This is a genomic window from Frigoribacterium sp. NBH87 (assembly GCF_014217665.1).
GTDB lineage: Bacteria > Actinomycetota > Actinomycetes > Actinomycetales > Microbacteriaceae > Frigoribacterium > Frigoribacterium endophyticum.
Genome location: NZ_CP043650.1, coordinates 2,310,700 through 2,327,079 on the forward strand (window position 1 = coordinate 2,310,700; position 16,380 = coordinate 2,327,079).

The 16,380-nt window shown below is 73.8% G+C and carries 10 protein-coding genes; 6 read left to right on the top strand and 4 right to left on the bottom strand.

Features of this window, described 5'->3' with window-relative positions:
* Positions 1-7: 7 nt before the first annotated feature.
* A complete protein-coding gene (locus F1C15_RS10770; protein WP_185231099.1) occupies positions 8-1,267 on the bottom strand; it encodes an extracellular solute-binding protein in 1,260 nt (419 codons plus the stop codon).
* Between the two features lie 201 nt (positions 1,268-1,468).
* On the opposite strand from F1C15_RS10770, the gene F1C15_RS10775 reads away from it, so the two are divergent.
* Complete coding sequence (locus F1C15_RS10775; protein WP_255465180.1) at positions 1,469-2,500, top strand: LacI family DNA-binding transcriptional regulator; 1,032 nt, start codon at positions 1,469-1,471, stop codon at positions 2,498-2,500.
* Positions 2,501-2,819: 319 nt separating this feature from the next.
* Here F1C15_RS10775 and F1C15_RS10780 read toward each other — a convergent pair whose 3' ends face one another.
* Together F1C15_RS10780 and F1C15_RS10785 are read right to left on the bottom strand one after the other, a co-directional pair.
* On the bottom strand, positions 2,820-5,087 hold the full coding sequence (locus tag F1C15_RS10780) for an APC family permease (protein WP_255465596.1): 2,268 nt from the start codon (positions 5,085-5,087) through the stop codon (positions 2,820-2,822).
* Positions 5,088-5,227: 140 nt separating this feature from the next.
* Positions 5,228-5,965 carry a YitT family protein gene (locus tag F1C15_RS10785; RefSeq protein WP_185231101.1) on the bottom strand — a complete coding sequence of 246 codons (738 nt, stop codon included), beginning with the start codon at positions 5,963-5,965 and terminating at the stop codon, positions 5,228-5,230.
* Between the two features lie 62 nt (positions 5,966-6,027).
* Between F1C15_RS10785 and F1C15_RS10790 the strand changes: the two genes are divergently transcribed.
* The 5 genes from F1C15_RS10790 to F1C15_RS10810 all read left to right on the top strand — a co-directional run bounded on the left by F1C15_RS10790 (position 6,028) and on the right by F1C15_RS10810 (position 15,795).
* Complete coding sequence (locus F1C15_RS10790; protein WP_185231103.1) at positions 6,028-7,515, top strand: PLP-dependent aminotransferase family protein; 1,488 nt, start codon at positions 6,028-6,030, stop codon at positions 7,513-7,515.
* A 92-nt stretch (positions 7,516-7,607) separates the two neighbouring features.
* Positions 7,608-10,829, top strand: coding sequence for an efflux RND transporter permease subunit (locus tag F1C15_RS10795; RefSeq protein WP_185231106.1), 3,222 nt, complete (start codon positions 7,608-7,610; stop codon positions 10,827-10,829).
* Positions 10,830-12,189: 1,360 nt separating this feature from the next.
* The gene (locus tag F1C15_RS10800; RefSeq protein ID WP_185231108.1) at positions 12,190-14,307 is read left to right on the top strand and encodes a DEAD/DEAH box helicase; all 2,118 of its coding nucleotides are present in this window, start codon (positions 12,190-12,192) and stop codon (positions 14,305-14,307) included.
* Positions 14,308-14,452: 145 nt separating this feature from the next.
* Positions 14,453-15,145, top strand: a complete 693-nt coding sequence (locus tag F1C15_RS10805; protein WP_185231109.1) for a hypothetical protein — start codon at positions 14,453-14,455, stop codon at positions 15,143-15,145.
* Between the two features lie 8 nt (positions 15,146-15,153).
* Complete coding sequence (locus F1C15_RS10810; RefSeq protein ID WP_185231110.1) at positions 15,154-15,795, top strand: hypothetical protein; 642 nt, start codon at positions 15,154-15,156, stop codon at positions 15,793-15,795.
* 54 nt (positions 15,796-15,849) lie between these two features.
* On the opposite strand, the gene F1C15_RS10815 is transcribed toward F1C15_RS10810, so the two are convergent.
* The gene (locus F1C15_RS10815) at positions 15,850-16,356 is read right to left on the bottom strand and encodes a DinB family protein (RefSeq protein WP_056051862.1); all 507 of its coding nucleotides are present in this window, start codon (positions 16,354-16,356) and stop codon (positions 15,850-15,852) included.
* Between the last annotated feature and the right edge of the window lie 24 nt (positions 16,357-16,380).

Sequence of the window (16,380 nt, forward strand, 5' to 3'; positions counted from 1 at the left end):
TCGGCGCCTAGTCGAGGATCGCGGCGAAGTTCTGCTGCGCGGACTCGAGGATCGTCCTCGGGTCGCCGTCCTCGAGCCCCGCGAGCTGCGAGTTGAAGTCGGCGATCACCGCGGCGGAGCCGTCCTGCGTCGGGACGCCCTGGGCGAACTCGACGGAGTCGAGGAAGGCGGCCTCGTCGGGGTTCGCGGACTTCCACTCCTCGGCGGCGGACTCGATCGACGGCATCACGCCGAAGGCATCGGCGAAGGCCAGCTGCTGGTCGGTGCCCGTGAGCTGCTCGACCAGCGCGACCGCCGCCTCCTGGTTGGGGCTGTCGGCGGCGATGCCCCAGCAGTTCGTGAACTGGAGGGTGCCTTGGCCGCCGGGGCCGGCGGGCAGCTCGGCCACCCGGTACGAGACGTCGGGGTAGTCGGCGCTCATCGCGCCGGCGATCCAGTTGCCCTCGATGGTCATCGCCGCGGCGCCCGTGCCGAAGGCCTCGCCGCCCCAGCCCGCGCCGAGGTCGCTCGAGTAGGCGGCGTCGCCGCTCGCGAGGAGCTCCTGCACGTAGGTGAGCGCCTCGACGTTCTCGTCGGAGTCGAGGGTCGCCTCGGTGCCCTCCGCGTTCGTCACGGTGCCGCCGGCCTGCGCCATGAAGGCGCCGACGCGGGCGTACTCGGGGCTGAACGCCAGACCGACGTGGTCGGCCGTGGTGAGCTCGGCGGCGACCTCGCGCAGGCCGTCCCAGTCGGTGGGCACGTCGGCGTCGGTGAGGCCGGCCTCGGCCCACATGTCGTCGTTGATGATCAGGCCGAGGGTCGAGAAGTCCTTCGGGGCGCAGTAGAACTGGTCGTCGACGGTGAAGCTGTCGACGAGGGCGGGGTAGAAGTCGTCGGCGTTGCTGAGGCGGTCGCCGTAGGCGAGCAGGCTGCCGTTGCCGGCGAAGCCCGCGAGGGCGTCGGTGGAGAGGTAGAAGACGTCGGCCGGCTCGCCGGAGGCGAAGCCCTGGCTCAGCTGCTGCGGCAGGTCGGAGGCGACGCTCACCTCGGCGCCCGTGCCCGAGTCGGAGGACCAGGCGGCCACCGCGTCGGTGACGGCGGTCGCCTCGGCGTCGCCGCTGGCGGCGATGAGCACGCTGAGGGCGTCGTCGCTCGAGGTCAGCTCGCCGGAGGCGCCGGCCCCGTCGGAGGTGTCGCTGAAGCCGGAGCCGCCGCAGGCGGTGAGCCCGAGCACGGAGATCGTGGTGAGTGCGGCGGCTGCTGCCAGCCGGGCGGTGCGTCGTTGCATGAGGGGCCTCTCGTCGCGTCGTTGCGAGGTGGTGCGGTCGGGGTGCTGTCTTGATCGTTCATATTTGATCGATCAAATTGGTGACGTCAGAGTAGGCAGCCGCCCTCGCGGCTGTCAAGCACGACCGCGCGGGGCGGACGACGCGCTGGGGTAGCGTGACGGCAGGCCGGTCAGCGGGGCGGGCCGGGAGCGGAGGTGGGCGTGCCCTCGGTGCCGACACCGCGACTCCCCACGGTCAGCGACGTGGCCGAGGCGGCCGGCGTCTCGCGGCAGACCGTGTCGAACGTGCTGAACGCCCCCGCCGTCGTGCGCCCCGACACCCGCGGCCGGGTCGAGAAGGCCATCGCCGACCTCGGCTACCGCCCGCACGCGTCGGCCCGACGGCTGCGCACGCGGAAGAGCTCGACCATCGGCGTCCGCCTCGACCCGGTGCAGAACGGCATCTCGGGCGCCGTGCTCGACAGGTTCCTGCACGCGGTGACCGAGCAGGCCGACCGTCGCGGCTACCGGATCCTGCTCTACACGGCCGCGAGCCCTGCCGACGAGATCGCCCAGTTCGGCCGGCTGCTCGACGGGGCGGACGTCGACGGCTTCGTGCTGACCTCGACCTCGTTCGACGACCCCCGCACCGAGTGGCTGATCGCGGCCGGCGCCGAGTTCGTCACCTTCGGCCGCCCCTGGGGGCTCGACGACGTCGACGACCCCCGGCACCGCTGGGTCGACGTCGACGGGCGCCACGGCATCGGGTCGGCGACCCGGTCGCTGCTCGACGACGGCGCGCGGCGCATCGCCTTCGTGGGCTGGCCCGCCGAGTCGGGGGCGGGCAACGACCGGAGGCGCGGCTGGCGGGAGGCGATGGCGGCGGGGTCGGGGCTCTCGCCGGAGGCCCTCGACGCGCTCGACCTGCACCTGGAGGACTCCGTGTCGGTCGCGGCCGGGGCGGTGCGCGGGCTGCTCGAGGGCGGCGGCCTCGACGCCGTCGTGTGCGCCAGCGACACCCTCGCGCTCGGGGCGTCGACGGTCGTCGGCCCCGGCGTGCGCGTCGTCGGCTACGACGACACCCCGGTGGCGGCCGCCCTCGGCTTCTCGAGCGTGCAGCAGCCCCTCGAGGAGGTCGCGTCGGCCGCCCTGCAGCTGCTGCTCGACGGCGAGTCCGGTGGTGAGGCGGGCGGGGCTGCCGGCGGGGCTGCGGATCGTCATCGGCTGCTGCGGCCGCGGACGGTGTGGCGCTAGGGGACTGACGACGCGGGCGGGTGCCGGGGGCGTGCCCCGTGCCTCCCTCTGGCCCCGATCCGAGAGGGATCCGCGCCGGACGGCCGCAGATGTGCGGAACGCTGGTGCGTTGACCGCCGATCACTCTCGGATCACGAAGTTCCGCGGCGCGGGGGCGGAGATGCCGACCATCGGGCCGGGGGAGGCGCTCTGGTACCTGACTTTCGCGGTGTTGCAGGGCCCGCGGTCGGCATCTGCCACAGGTGAGCCGAGGAGGCGCGGGGCGGCGCCTCGGGGAGGGGCGAGCCGGCGAAGGGGCGCAGTGTCGCGCCTGCGGCCGCTAGCGCTTGCGGCGGGAGGCGGAGCCGCCGGGGCTGTTGCGCGCGGTGGAGCGCGCCTTGCGCGCGGCCTTGGCGGCGGCGCTCCGCGAGCCCTTGCCCTTGCCCGCGGGGGCGCCGGCCGAGCCGTCTCCCGCCGCGTCGTGCGGCGACGCCGGGGTGCGGACCGAGCCCGTGTCGGTCGTCAGGGGCTCGGCCAGCCCGAGGCCGACCGCACCGCCCTCGACGGCCGCGCCGGCGCGGCCGGCCGGACCCGCGCCTCCGGCGCCCTGGGTCGCCCCGGCCGCGGTGCCGACGGGCCCCAGCGGCTTGCGCGGGAGGGGGCGGATGGGCTCGCCGCGACGGTCCTGCCCGGGCACCGGCCGCGACCGACGGCCGTAGAGCACCTCGGACGAGTCGAGCAGCCACGGCACCAGAGAGATGGTGACGCCGTGCACGAGCATGAGCTTCTGGCGGATGCGCCGGCTCTTGTGGTTGTGCAGCGCCGCCTCCCACCAGTGGCCGACGATGTAGATCGGCGTGTAGACGGTCACGACCTCGCTGCCGTGCTCCTCGCGGTGTGCCTTGATGTACTTGATCAGCGGCATGCTGATGTCGCGGTACGGCGACGGCACGATGCGCAGCGGCACCTCGATGTTCTGCTCCGCCCACTGCCGCTGCAGCCGCGCCGTCGAGTCGTCGTCGATGCCGACGTGGATCGCCTCGAGCGACTCGTGCCGCGCCGCGATGGCGTAGTCGAGGGCCTTGAGCACGGGCTTCTGCATCGTGCCGACCAGCACGATCGCGTGGTCGCCGTGCGAGCCGAACTGCGTCGTCGCGTCGGGCTCGATCTCGACCAGCACGTCGCGGTAGTAGCGGTTCACCCCGAGCATCAGCGTGAACAGGATCGGCATGATCACGAAGACCAGCCAGGCGCCGTGCGTGAACTTCGTCACCGTCACGACGATCAGCACCGACGCCGTGAGCAGCGCCCCGAAGGCGTTGATGCCGCGGGCCCGGTAGACGGCGCCGCGGTCGGCGCAGCCCTCGCGCAGCATGCGGGTCCAGTGCACGACCATGCCGGTCTGTCCGAGCGTGAACGACACGAAGACGCCGATGATGTAGAGCTGGATCAGGCCGGTGACGCTGGCCTGGTACACGAGCAGGATGGCGCAGGCCACCAGGGCCAGCACGATGACGCCGTTCGAGTAGATCAGGCGGTCGCCGCGCGTGTTGAGCGCCTTCGGCGCGTACTGGTCGCGGGCGAGGATCGAGCCGAGCAGCGGGAACCCGTTGAACGCCGTGTTGGCCGCGAGCAGCAGCACCGCCGCGGTGCACGCCTGGATCAGGTAGAACGGGATGCCGAACAGCGAGCCGCCGAACACGGCGCTCGCGATCTGCGCGATGAGGCTGCGCTGCGGCGTGCCCTCGCAGTCGACGAAGCCCTGCAGGTCGCAGGCGTCCTCGGCGTAGTGCACCTTCGCGATCAGCGCGACGGCGACGAGGCCGGCGAACAGCACGATGGCGATGCCGCCCATGAGCACGAGCGTCTTCTGGGCGTTCTGCACCTTGGGGCGACGGAAGGCCGGCACGCCGTTGGCGATCGCCTCGACGCCGGTCAGCGCCGAGCAGCCGCTCGAGAACGCCCGGAGCAGCAGGAGGATGAACGCCGCCTGCGTCAGCTGGTCGGCCTGCACCGTGTACTCGGCGCTCTCGGCCACGGGCGGGTCGCCGAGGGCCGTGCGCACCAGGGCGATCACGATCATCACGAACACGCTCGACACGAAGAGGTAGGTCGGCACGGCGAACGCCTTGCTCGACTCGCGGACTCCCCGCAGGTTCACCGCGGCCAGCACGATGACGAAGAAGACCGCCAGCTCGACCCGGATCGGCGCCAGCTCGGGCACCGCCGAGATGATGTTGTCGACGCCGGAGGCCACCGACACGGCGACCGTCATGACGTAGTCGACCAGGAGCGCGGAGGCCACGACGAGGCCGGCCTTCTCGCCGAGGTTGCGGTGGGCGACCTCGTAGTCGCCGCCTCCCGACGGGTAGGCCTTGATCAGCTGGCGGTACGACGCGACGACCACGAGCAGCAGCACGACGACCGCGACCGCGACCCACGGCGCGAGGGTCAGGAACCCCAGGCCGCCGATCAGCAGGATCATCAGCAGCTCCTGCGGCGCGTACGCCACCGAGCTCAACGGGTCGCTGGCGAAGATCGGCAGCGCGAGGTGCTTCGGCAGCAGCTGCCCCTCGAGCTTCTCGGAGGGGAGGGGTTCGCCGATCAGCCACCGCTTCGGCGACCGGACGTCGTCAGTCACGAGCGGCGACTCTACTCCGCGGCGAGGGACTGTCAACTCGGCGGCGGGGCCGTTCATTCCCGATCCGTCCCACGGGCTCCGAACCGTCTGGTACCGGCGCTCCGGGCTCAGGGGAGGCGCGCCTCCGGCAGGTCGGCGACAGGCGTCGAGGAGTCGCGGGTCGGCGCCCCGGGGGAGGGCTCGGCGGGCGTCGCGGCGGGCGGCGCGCCCGGGGTCTCGGCCGCCGGGCGGCGTCGGGCCAGCGCGGGGATGGTCACGGCGACCATCGGGCCGATCAGCAGCGCCTCGAGGGCCGTGCCGATCCCGACCTGGCCGCCGAGGAGCCAGCCGATCGCGAGCACCGTCACCTCGATCGCCGTGCGAGCGACGCCGATCCGCCAGCCCAGCCGCCGGTTGAGGCCGAGCATGAGGCCGTCGCGCGGCCCGGGCCCGTGGTCGGCGCTGATGTAGAGGCCGCTCGCCACGGCGAGCAGGGCGAGGCCGAGCGCGAAGGTGAGGCCCTGGGCCCACCACGCCGTCTGCTCGGGCAGCACCCGGAGCACGACGTCGGCGACCGGGCCGATCGTGATCGTGTTCGCGACCGTGCCGAACCGGACCCGCTGGCGCAGGGGGATCCACGCCAGCAGCACGAGCACGCTGGTCGCGACGACCACCACCCCGTACGAGAGGCCGGTCTGCGCGACGATGCCGGTCGACAGGACGTCCCACGGGGCGAGCCCGATGCCGGCCCTGACCATCAGCGCGAGGGCGACCCCGTAGAGCACGAGGCCGACGGCGAGGCGCGCGAGGCGCTCGAGGTGGTCGCCGCGGCGGAGGGCGGTCAGGGGGAGGCGGGGGTACGGCACGTCGACGATCCAATCGGTCAGGTGGACTGGTCGCAAGGTGCCAATCGCCCTAGTGTGGCCGCATGACCACGGTGACCACCAGCGGACCAGCCGTCTCGTCGCGGGCCCTCGGCTCCCTGCTCGACTCGTGGCGCGCCTCCTCGGCTCCCGGCTACGCCGCCCTGGCGGACCGCGTCCGGCTGCTGGTCGTGGACGGGCGGCTGCCCGTCGGCACGCGCCTGCCGAGCGAGCGCGACCTGTCGGCCCACCTCGGGGTCAGCCGCACCACCGTCGCCGCCGCGTACGCGTCGCTGCGCGAGACCGGGCACGTGCAGAGCGTGCGCGGCAGCGGCAGCACCGTCCGGCTGCCGGCCCGGACGAGCCTGCCGCGCGCCTCGTCGTCGGCCGGGCTGCTCGACCTCACCAAGGCCGCGCTGCCCGCCGTCGACGGCATCGCCGAGGCGGCCCAGCGCGCCGCCGCGAGCATCGGCGGCTACCTCGCCGACAGCGGCTACGACACCGTCGGCCGCCCGGTGCTGCGCGAGGCGATCGCCGAGCGCTACCGGGCCCGCGGCCTGCCGACCGACGCCGAGCAGATCGTCGTCACCCTCGGGGCGCAGCACGCCATCGCCCTGCTCGCGCGCGTGCTCGTCGGCCGGGGCGACCGGGCGGTCGTCGAGGCGCCGGGCTACCCGCACGCGTTCGAGGCGCTGCGCGGCGCGGGCGCGCGGCTCGCCCCCGTCAGCGTGACCGTGCGCGACGGGTGGGACGAGTCGGCCCTGCTGCAGACGCTCCGGCGCACCAGTCCGACGATCGCCTACCTCATGCCCGACTTCCACAACCCGACCGGGGCGACCATGCCGGTCGACCAGCGCGTGCGCGTGCTCGAGGCCGCGGCGGACGAGGGGACGGTCGTCGTCGCGGACGAGACGATGGCGGAGCTGCGGATCGGGGGGCCGCTCGGTGTGGGGCCGCTCGGCGGGGGCTCCCTCGGGGGCGGGCACCGCGCCTCCTCGCCGTTGCCGATGGCGGCCTACGGGCCCGCCGTGCTGATCGGCTCGGCGGGCAAGTCGCTCTGGGGCGGGCTGCGGATCGGCTGGATCCGCGCCGAGCGCCCCCTCGTCGACCGCCTGGTGCGCGCGCGGTCGGCGGGCGACCTCGGCACCCCGGTGCTCGAGCAGCTGATCGTCGCCGACCTGCTCGGCGACATGGAGGGGATCCTGGAGGCGCGGGCAGGCCAGCTGAGACGGGGTCGCGACCGCGTCGTGGCCGGGTTGCGCTCCGCCTTCCCCGGGTGGCAGGTGCCGTCGCCGGCCGGCGGGCTCACGACCTGGGTCGCCCTCGGGGCACCCGTCAGCTCGCAGCTCACGTTCGCGGCCCGGCAGCAGGGGCTGCTGCTCGCCGCGGGGCCGATGTTCGGCGTCGACGGCGCCTTCGAGAGGTTCCTCCGCGTGCCGTTCTCGTACCCCGACGACGAGACCGACCGGGCCCTCGCGGCGCTCGCCGCGGCGTGGGAGGGGATCGACGGCGTGCAGGTGCCCCGCGGGGCGGTGATGGCGGAGGTCGTGTAGCCGCGTTCCCAGAGAGACTGACGACAATGGAGGGGTGCACGACGTGCACGTCCTCCTCATCGGCCTTCACCAGCCACGTCTCCGGGAGCCCCGTGCACCTCCTCTCCGTCTTCAGCCTGCGCAACCGCGCCCTGATCGCCCTCGTCACCATCGTGGTCGCGGTCTTCGGCGGCATCGCCCTGACGAGCCTCAAGCAGGAGCTCGCGCCGAGCGTGCAGTTCCCGCAGATCGCGATCGTCAGCTCGTACCCCGGCGCGACCCCCGAGGTCGTCAACGACGACGTGTCGACGCCGATCGAGCAGGCGGTGCAGATCATCCCCGGCCTCGAGGGCACGACGGCCACGTCGAGCACCTCGCAGAGCACGGTGTCGGCCGAGTTCACCTACGGCACCGACCTGAACTCCGCCGAGCAGAAGATCCAGTCGGCGATCAACCGGCTCTCGCTGCCCGACTCGGTCGACACGCAGGTCGTCACGGGCAGCCTCGACGACCTCCCGGTGATCCAGATCGCGGTCACCGGCTACGACCAGGCCGACGCGCAGACCCTCGTCGACCGCCTCACCACCACGACCGTGCCCGACCTGCAGAAGCTCGACGGCGTGCGCGAGGCGTCGATCTACGGCGACGCGGGCCAGCGCGTCACCATCACGCCCGACCAGACGGCGCTCGCCGCGGCCGGCCTCACCGCCCAGGCCTTCCAGGACGCCCTCGACGCCAACGGGACGCTGATCCCCGGCGGCACGATCACCGAGAACGGCCAGACCCTCTCGATCCAGGCCGGCGAGCGCATCACGAGCACCGACCAGATCGCGGCCCTGCCGCTGCTCGGCGGGTCGGGCACCTCGGTCGTCACGATCGGCGACGTCGCCGACGTGCAGCTGACCAGCGCGCCCGTCACCTCGATCAGCCGCGTGAACGGGCAGGACGCCCTGACCGTGGCGGTCACGAAGACCCTCGACGCGAACACCGTCGACGTCTCCGAGATCGTCCGCGACGCCATCCCGGGCCTCGCCACCGACCTCGGCGACGGCGTCGAGCTGACCGTCGTCTTCGACCAGGCGCCCTTCATCCAGCAGTCGATCGACAGCCTCGCGACCGAGGGCCTGCTCGGCCTGGCGTTCGCGGTCGTCGTCATCCTCGTCTTCCTGCTCTCGGTGCGGTCGACGATCGTCACCGCGATCAGCATCCCGACCAGCGTGCTGATCACCTTCATCGGCCTGCAGGCGGCGGGCTACACGCTCAACATCCTCACGCTCGGGGCGCTGACGATCGCCATCGGCCGCGTCGTCGACGACTCGATCGTCGTGATCGAGAACATCAAGCGGCACCTGACGGCGGGCACGGACCGGCTGCAGGCCATCTCGGTGGGCGTCCGCGAGGTCGCCGGCGCCATCACGGCGTCGACCGTCACGACCGTCGTGGTGTTCCTGCCGCTGGCGTTCGTCGGCAACATCACGGGCGAGCTGTTCCGGCCGTTCGCGCTGACGGTGACGATCGCGCTGATCGCCTCGCTGTTCGTGGCGCTGACGATCGTGCCGGTGCTGGCGTACTGGTTCCTGCGGGCGCCGAAGGCGCACAAGCACGCTGGCGGGGCCGGTGCGGGTGCTGGTGACGGCGTCGGCGCGGAGGCGCGGGTCGGCTCGCGGGAGCCGCTCACCACGGCCGCCTCCGACCCCACGGACCCGACGCCGCTCGACCGCCTGCGCCGCGTCTACGTGCCGGTGCTGCGCGGGACGCTGCGTCGCCCCGTCGTCACCCTCGTCGCGGCGGCGCTCGTGCTGGTCGGGACGGGCGCCGTCATCCCGCTGATGAAGACGAACTTCCTGGGGTCGAGCGGGCAGAACACCTTCACGGTGACGCAGACCCTCGCCCCGGCGTCGAGCCTCGACACCCTCTCGACCGCGGCGACGCAGGTCGAGGACGTGCTCGAGGGCGTCGACGGCATCGACACCGTCCAGCTGACCATCGGCTCGAGCGGCACCTCGATCGCGAGCTTCTTCGGCGGCAGCGGCGACAGCACGGTGACGTACTCGATCACGACCGACGAGGACGCCGACCAGGAGGCCGTCCAGGCCGACGTCCGCTCGCAGCTCGACGGCGTCAGCGACGCGGGCACGATCGAGCTGGCGGCCTCGAGCGGCTTCGGCACGAACAACGACATCACCGTCGACGTCTCGGCGCCCGACCCCGACACCCTGCAGACCGCGACCGACGCCGTGCTGGCCGAGGTGCAGGACCTCCCCGGCACCGCCGAGGCGAGCTCGAACCTGCAGTCGGCCCAGCCGATCATCGGCGTCACCGTCGACCGCGACGCGGCGGCCCGGATCGGCCTCAGCGAGGTCGCCGTCGGCGGCATCGTCTCGCAGGCCGTGCAGGCGTTCCGCGTCGGCTCGGTCGAGATCGACGACAGCTCGGTCGACGTCTACACGCTCGACCCGACGCCGCCGGCGACGCTCGACGACCTCCGGGCGATCCAGCTGCCGAGCCCCACGGGCCCCGTCCGTCTCGACTCGGTCGCGACGGTCGACCAGAGCACCGGGCCGACCTCGGTAACGACGAAGGACGCCGTCCGCACCGCCACGGTCACCATCACGCCCTCGGGCGACGACCTGTCGAGCGCGGGCACCGAGGTCTCCGACGCGCTCGCCGACGTCTCGCTGCCCGCCGGCGCCGACGCGGTGGTCGGCGGGGCGACGGCCGACCAGGCCAACGCCTTCTCGCAGCTCGGCCTCGCGGTGCTGATCGCGATCCTGATCGTCTACATCGTCATGGTGGCGACCTTCCGCAGCCTGCTGCAGCCGCTCCTCCTGCTGGTGTCGATCCCGTTCGCGGCCACCGGCGCGATCCTGCTGCAGCTGGCCTCGGGGATCCCGCTCGGCGTCGCGTCGCTGATCGGCGTGCTGATGCTGGTGGGCATCGTGGTCACGAACGCGATCGTGCTGATCGACCTCGTCAACCAGTACCGCGAGAAGGGGCTCCGGGTGCGCGAGGCGCTGCTCGAGGGGGCGTCGCGACGTCTGCGGCCCATCCTCATGACGGCGACCGCGACGATCTTCGCCCTGACCCCGATGGCGCTCGGCATCACCGGGCACGGCGGGTTCATCTCGCAGCCGCTCGCGATCGTCGTCATCGGCGGGCTGGTGTCGTCGACGGTGCTGACGCTGGTCGTGCTGCCGGTCATGTACTACCTCTACGAGCGGGTCGGCGAGCGTCGGGCCGACCGGGCGGCGGAGGCCGCGGGGGGTGCCGGGGGTGCCGGGGGCGCCTCGGGCGCCGCAGGCGATCGCGAGGCTGCTGGGGTGTCGCCGGCGTAGCTCGTCGCTCGTCGCTCGTCGTGCCGAGGGCGCCGTGTCACCGCGAGGTGGGGCGGCGCCCTTCGTCATGCGGGGGCGAACGGGGGATGCGCGCCGCGCCTTGGGCCGCGCTCGGAATGCGGGAGGGATCTGGTCGGGGCGGGCGGCGGCGTGCGGCTGTGGCGGCCGCGCAGGTCGGATCACTCTCGAATTTGGAAGGGGTCGCCGTGGTCGGGCTGCAGAACCCGACCGTGGAGGCTGTAGTAGTGGAAGATCCGGGTGCCAGGGGCCGTGGTGGGTGCGGATGGTCGGGTTGTGCGGCGGTGTCGGAGCGCGGAGCGCTGGGCAGGGCCGCGCGGCTGGCCGCGCTCGGAATGCGAGAGGGATCTGCTCGGGGCGGGCGGCGGCGTGAGGCTGCGACGGCTGCTCGGGCCGTATCGCTCTCGAATTCGGAGGAGGGTGCCGTGGTCGAGCTGCAGAACCCGACCGTCGCGGCTGTAGTAGTGGAAGATCCGGGTGCCAGGGGCCGTGGTGGGTGCGGATGGTCGGGTTGTGCGGCGGTGTCGGCGCGCGGAGCGCTGGGCAGGGCCGCGCGGCTGGCCGCGCTCGGAATGCGGGAGGGATCTGGTCGGTGCGGGCGGCGGGGGGCGGCTGTGGCGGCTGCTCGGGTCGTATCGCTCTCAGATTTGAGAGTGCGGCGGGGTGACGGGGGCCTGCGGTGACGGGGTCGGAGCGCGGAGCGCTGAACAGGGCCGCGCGGCTGGCCGCGCTCGGAATGCGAGGGAGATCTGGTCGGGGCGGGCGGCGGCGTGCGGCTGTGGCGGCAGCGCGGGCCGTATCGCTCTCGAATTTGAGAGTGCGGCGGGGTGACGGGGGCCTGCGGTGACGGTGTCGGAGCGCGAAGCGCTGGGCAGGGCCGCGCGGCTGGTCGCGCTCGGAATGCGGGAGGGATCTGGTCGGGGCGGGCGGCGGCGTGCGGCTGTGGCGGCCGTGCAGCTCGGATCACTCTCAAATTTGGAAGGGGTCGCCGTGGTCGGGCTGCAGAACCCGACCGCGGGGGCTGTAGTAGTGGGAGATCCGGGTGCCATGGGCCGTGGCGGGTGCGGATGGTCGGCATGTGCAGGGGTGGGGCGGGGGAGGCGGGGGTTCCGCGGGCGGGAGGCGTCGGGTACCGTAGGTGGGTCGGCTCAAGACACCGCGCCTGTGGCGCGAACCGATCGGGCGCTGAGCACAGCGACGATCACGCATAGAGGGTTTGTCAGTCTTGTGGGCCGGATTCTCGACGGATGTCGTCGAGATGAATTCACGAACGTGAACGGTCCTGGCCAAAGGCTGCCCGGGTATCACCTCGCGTCACCGCGCAAGCCCGGAGAGAACCACCATGCCCCCCTACGACAAGACGCCTTCGCGCGCCCGCAACGACGACGGCCCCCGCGGCGGCGGCTCCAAGAGCCCCAAGCACCGCGGCCACCGCCCCGACGAGGCCGGAGCCCCCGCCCGCAAGGACCGCTGGAACAGCGACGCCCGCGCCGAGCGCCGTGGCGACGCCCCCCGCACCGGCGGCGGCCGCCCCAACTGGGAGCCCCGCGAGAAGACCGGCAACAGCCGCTTCGCCCCCCGCGACCACGACGCCCGCAACGGCGAGCGTGGCCGTGACGGAGGCGCCCCCCGCTTCGGCCGGGACGGCGGCCGCGAGGCAGCCCGTGCCGGCCGCGACGGTCGCCCGACCCGCCCCTGGGAGCGCTCGGAGCGCCCGGCTCGCGACGACCGCGGCGGTCGTGACGACCGTGGCGGCCGCGACGACCGCGCCCCGCGCAGCTGGGACCGCGACGCCCGCCCCCAGCGCGACGACCGTGGCGGCCGCGACGACCGCGCCCCGCGCAGCTGGGACCGCGACGCCCGCCCCCAGCGCGACGACCGCGCCCCCCGCTCGTACGACCGCGACGAGCGCCCCGCCCGCCGTGACGACCGCGCGCCCAAGAGCTACACGCCCGCCGGGCGCCCGCCCCGTGACGACCGCCCGCAGCGCTCGTTCGACCGCGACGACCGCGCTCCGCGCAGCTTCGACCGCGACGACCGAGCACCCCGCAGCGACCGCGGCGACCGTAACGACCGCCCCCAGCGCAGCTTCGACCGCGACTCCCGCAGTGACCGCCCCCAGCGCAGCTTCGACCGCGACTCCCGCAGCGACCGCCCCCAGCGCTCCGACCGCGGCAGCGACCTGTACCCGAAGCGCGACGCGGGCCACTACTCGCCCGAGGACGACGTCAAGCTCGAGAAGCTGCAGGCCGCCGTGGTCACCGCGGCCGACGTCGAGGGCGTGAGCTTCGGCGACCTGGGCCTCGGCGACAACATCGAGCGCCAGCTGGCGTCGATGGGCGCCGCCGCTCCGTTCGCCATCCAGGCGGCGACGATCCCCGACGTGCTGGCCGGCAAGGACGTCCTCGGCCGTGGCCGCACGGGCTCCGGCAAGACGATCGCCTTCGGCGCTCCGCTGGTCGAGAAGCTGATGGAGAACAACGGCGCCAAGGGCCGCAAGCCCGGCCGCAAGCCGCGCGCGCTCATCCTCGCCCCGACGCGCGAGCTCGCGATGCAGATCGACCGCACCGTGCAGCCCATCGCTCGCTCGGTCGGCCTCTTCACGACGCAGGTCTACGGCGGCGTGCCGCAGGCCCGCCAGGTCGGCGCCATCAACCGCGGCGTCGACATCGTCATCGGCACCCCCGGCCGCATCGAGGACCTCATCGACCAGGGCCGCCTCGACCTCAGCGAGGTCACCATCACGGTGCTCGACGAGGCCGACCACATGTGCGACCTGGGCTTCCTCGAGCCGGTGCAGCGCATCATCCGCGAGACCGCCGACGTGAAGCCGAACGGCGACCGCGCCCAGAAGCTGCTCTTCAGCGCGACCCTCGACAAGGGCGTCGCGAAGCTCGTCGACGAGTTCCTCGTCGACCCGGCCGTGCACGAGGTCGCCGGCGAGGACCAGGCCAGCGCCACGATCGACCACCGCGTGCTGCTGATCGAGCAGCGCGACAAGACGGCCGTCATCGAGCAGCTCGCCTCCGGCCCGGGCAAGACCCTCGTCTTCGCCCGCACGCGCGCCTTCGCCGAGCAGCTCGCCGACCAGCTGGAGGACGCGGGCATCCGCGCCACGAGCCTCCACGGCGACCTCAACCAGGCCCGTCGCACCCGCAACCTGCAGATGCTCACCAGCGGCCGCGTCAACGTGCTCGTCGCGACCGACGTCGCCGCCCGCGGCATCCACGTCGACGACATCGAGCTGGTCGTCCAGGCCGACATGCCCGACGAGTACAAGACCTACATGCACCGCTCGGGCCGCACGGGCCGCGCCGGCAAGGAGGGCACGGTCGTGACGCTGATCACGCGCCAGCGCCGCCGCCGCATGGAGGAGCTGCTCGACCGCGCCGAGATCGACGCCGAGATGATCGAGGCCCGCTCCGGCGACGCCCTGCTCGACCGGCTCGCCGGCGCGTAACGACACCGCAGCACCACGGCACCCGACGGGCGCTCACCTCACGAGGTGGGCGCCCGTCGTCGCGTCCGGGGGCCCGAGGGAGGCGTGGGTCGGCCCGCCCGCACCGCCCACGTCACGGGGGCAGGACCGCCCCTAGGCTCGCGAGGTGCCCCCGACCCGTGAACGCCCCGGCCTGGTGCCGGTGCTCGTCAACGACCGCCGGCGCTGGTACGTCGTCGACCCCGCGCTGACGCCCGACGCGGCCGCCGACGCCGTCGCCGAGCTGCGCCGGTCGGCGGCCCCGACGAACGTCGGGAGCGGGCGGCGCGTGCTGCGGTGGGCGCCGCTGGTGCTGTTCGTCGTCACCACGGCGACCGGGGGCGCCGGCGTCGCGGCAGGCGTGGAGGCGCTGCCCCTCACGGAGGAGTTCGGCGCGATGAGCATCGCCGTCGTCGGCGTCCTCGCCGTCCTCGTCGGCGCGATCGCCCTGGCGTTCAGCGTCAGCGACCGTCTCGCGCCCGACCTCGTCGGCCCCGCTCCCTCGGCACAGGTCGTCCCGGTGCCGCGTCACGTGCTCTCGTGGCTGCGCGACGACACCCCGGCCGAGGCTGTCTGGCGCGTCACCGCGGCCGTGGGGCTCGTCGAGGAGCTCCGTGGCGCGAGGTGGGCAGTCGCTGACGCCGACGGACAGGAGCGCGAGGACGGCCGGGGCGACGAGGGCCCGGGCGGCGAGGCAGTCGCCCGCCGGGCCGTGGCCGTGCTGGTCGCCGCCGAGGCGACCGCGGTGGACGAACTCAGGGCCGTCGCGGCCGCGACCGGCTACGTTCCGTCTCGCCGGCACGCCGAGGTGGACCGGTGACGGCGTTCGTGAGCATCCCTGGTGACGACGAGGAGTCGTGCTGGTTCGTCGCAGCCCCGGGGGTGCCCACGGCCGCGGTGGAACGGGAGCTCCGACGTCGGGGCTGGGCCGCCGAGCCCACCCGGTGGTCGACGCGGTGGCTGTACGCCGCAGCGACGATCGCCGGGGCCGTCATCGGCGTCGCGGTGACCCGCGAGGTGGGTCACCTGCACGAGTGGGCGTCGCTCGCGGCCGGTGCCGTCCTCGGAGCCGCGGTCGGCGGGGGGCTCGTCGCTGTCGCCCACGACGTCACCCCCGGGCCGCGTCGTGATCCAGCGGCCCTGCGGCAGACCGTCCGCGACGCCCTCGACGGTGACGGCGTCGTCACCGTCCCCGTCGAGTTCCGCACCTGGGCCGAGCAGCACGACCCGCCCGTGCCGCACGACGACCTCGCCGAGCTCGCCCGGCGGCTCTCCGACACGGAGGACGCCGCCGACGAGCTCGACCTGTGGCGGCTGGTCGTGCACGCCGACACCTCGCCCCGCGCCTTCGCCCTGGTCGACCCGATCTATGTCGAGCACCACGCGGCGGCCCGGGCACGCCTCGACGAGCTGGCCGACCGCCTGGGCTTCCCGGTGCCGGCGAGCTGCCTGCCGGAGTCGCTCCGCTGACGACGCAGTCGGTCCGCACAGGCCGACCCGCGCCTCCCCGGTGCTGACGCAGGGCTAGCGGCGGTCGAGCAGCCCGCGCACGAACGACGCCTGGCCGAGGTGCTGCTGGCAGTCGCCGAGGATGCTCACGAGCCGCGCCCCGGCCGTGACCGGCGGGTCCCACTGCTCGTCGACGACGTCGTCCCAGGAGGCGGCGTCCAGGTCGTCGAGGTAGCCGCGGGTGCGCAGGGTGACCGCCTCGAGGTAGGCCACGAGCAGGTCGCCCTCGACCCGCACCGAGGCGACGTCGGCGGGCGACATGCCGTAGCCCATCTCGGCGGGGGAGAAGGGCAGGCCGAACGACTCGGCCCAGCCGTCGACCGACCACACCTCGTCGCTGCCCGCGAGGTCGGCGACCTGCGCGTCCTGACCGCGCGCGGTGTGCCAGACGAGCCAGGCGATCGTGTTGGCCTCGGGGTCGGCCCGCCAGGCGAGGTCGTCGACCGAGAGGCCGTCGACGGCCGAGCGGGCGATGGCGGGCAGGCGCGAGAAGGCGTCGATGAGCACGTCGGAGGGAGTCATCGCGCCACCCTACGACCGGCTGCG

Excerpts from the sequence above, each read along its gene's own strand:
- F1C15_RS10770 (WP_185231099.1), bottom strand. The coding sequence starts at position 1,267 with ATGCAACGACGCACCGCCCGGCTGGCAGCAGCCGCCGCACTCACCACG.
- F1C15_RS10790 (WP_185231103.1), top strand. The coding sequence starts at position 6,028 with ATGACCACGGTGACCACCAGCGGACCAGCCGTCTCGTCGCGGGCCCTC.
- F1C15_RS10800 (WP_185231108.1), top strand. The coding sequence starts at position 12,190 with ATGCCCCCCTACGACAAGACGCCTTCGCGCGCCCGCAACGACGACGGC.
- F1C15_RS10815 (WP_056051862.1), bottom strand. The coding sequence starts at position 16,356 with ATGACTCCCTCCGACGTGCTCATCGACGCCTTCTCGCGCCTGCCCGCC.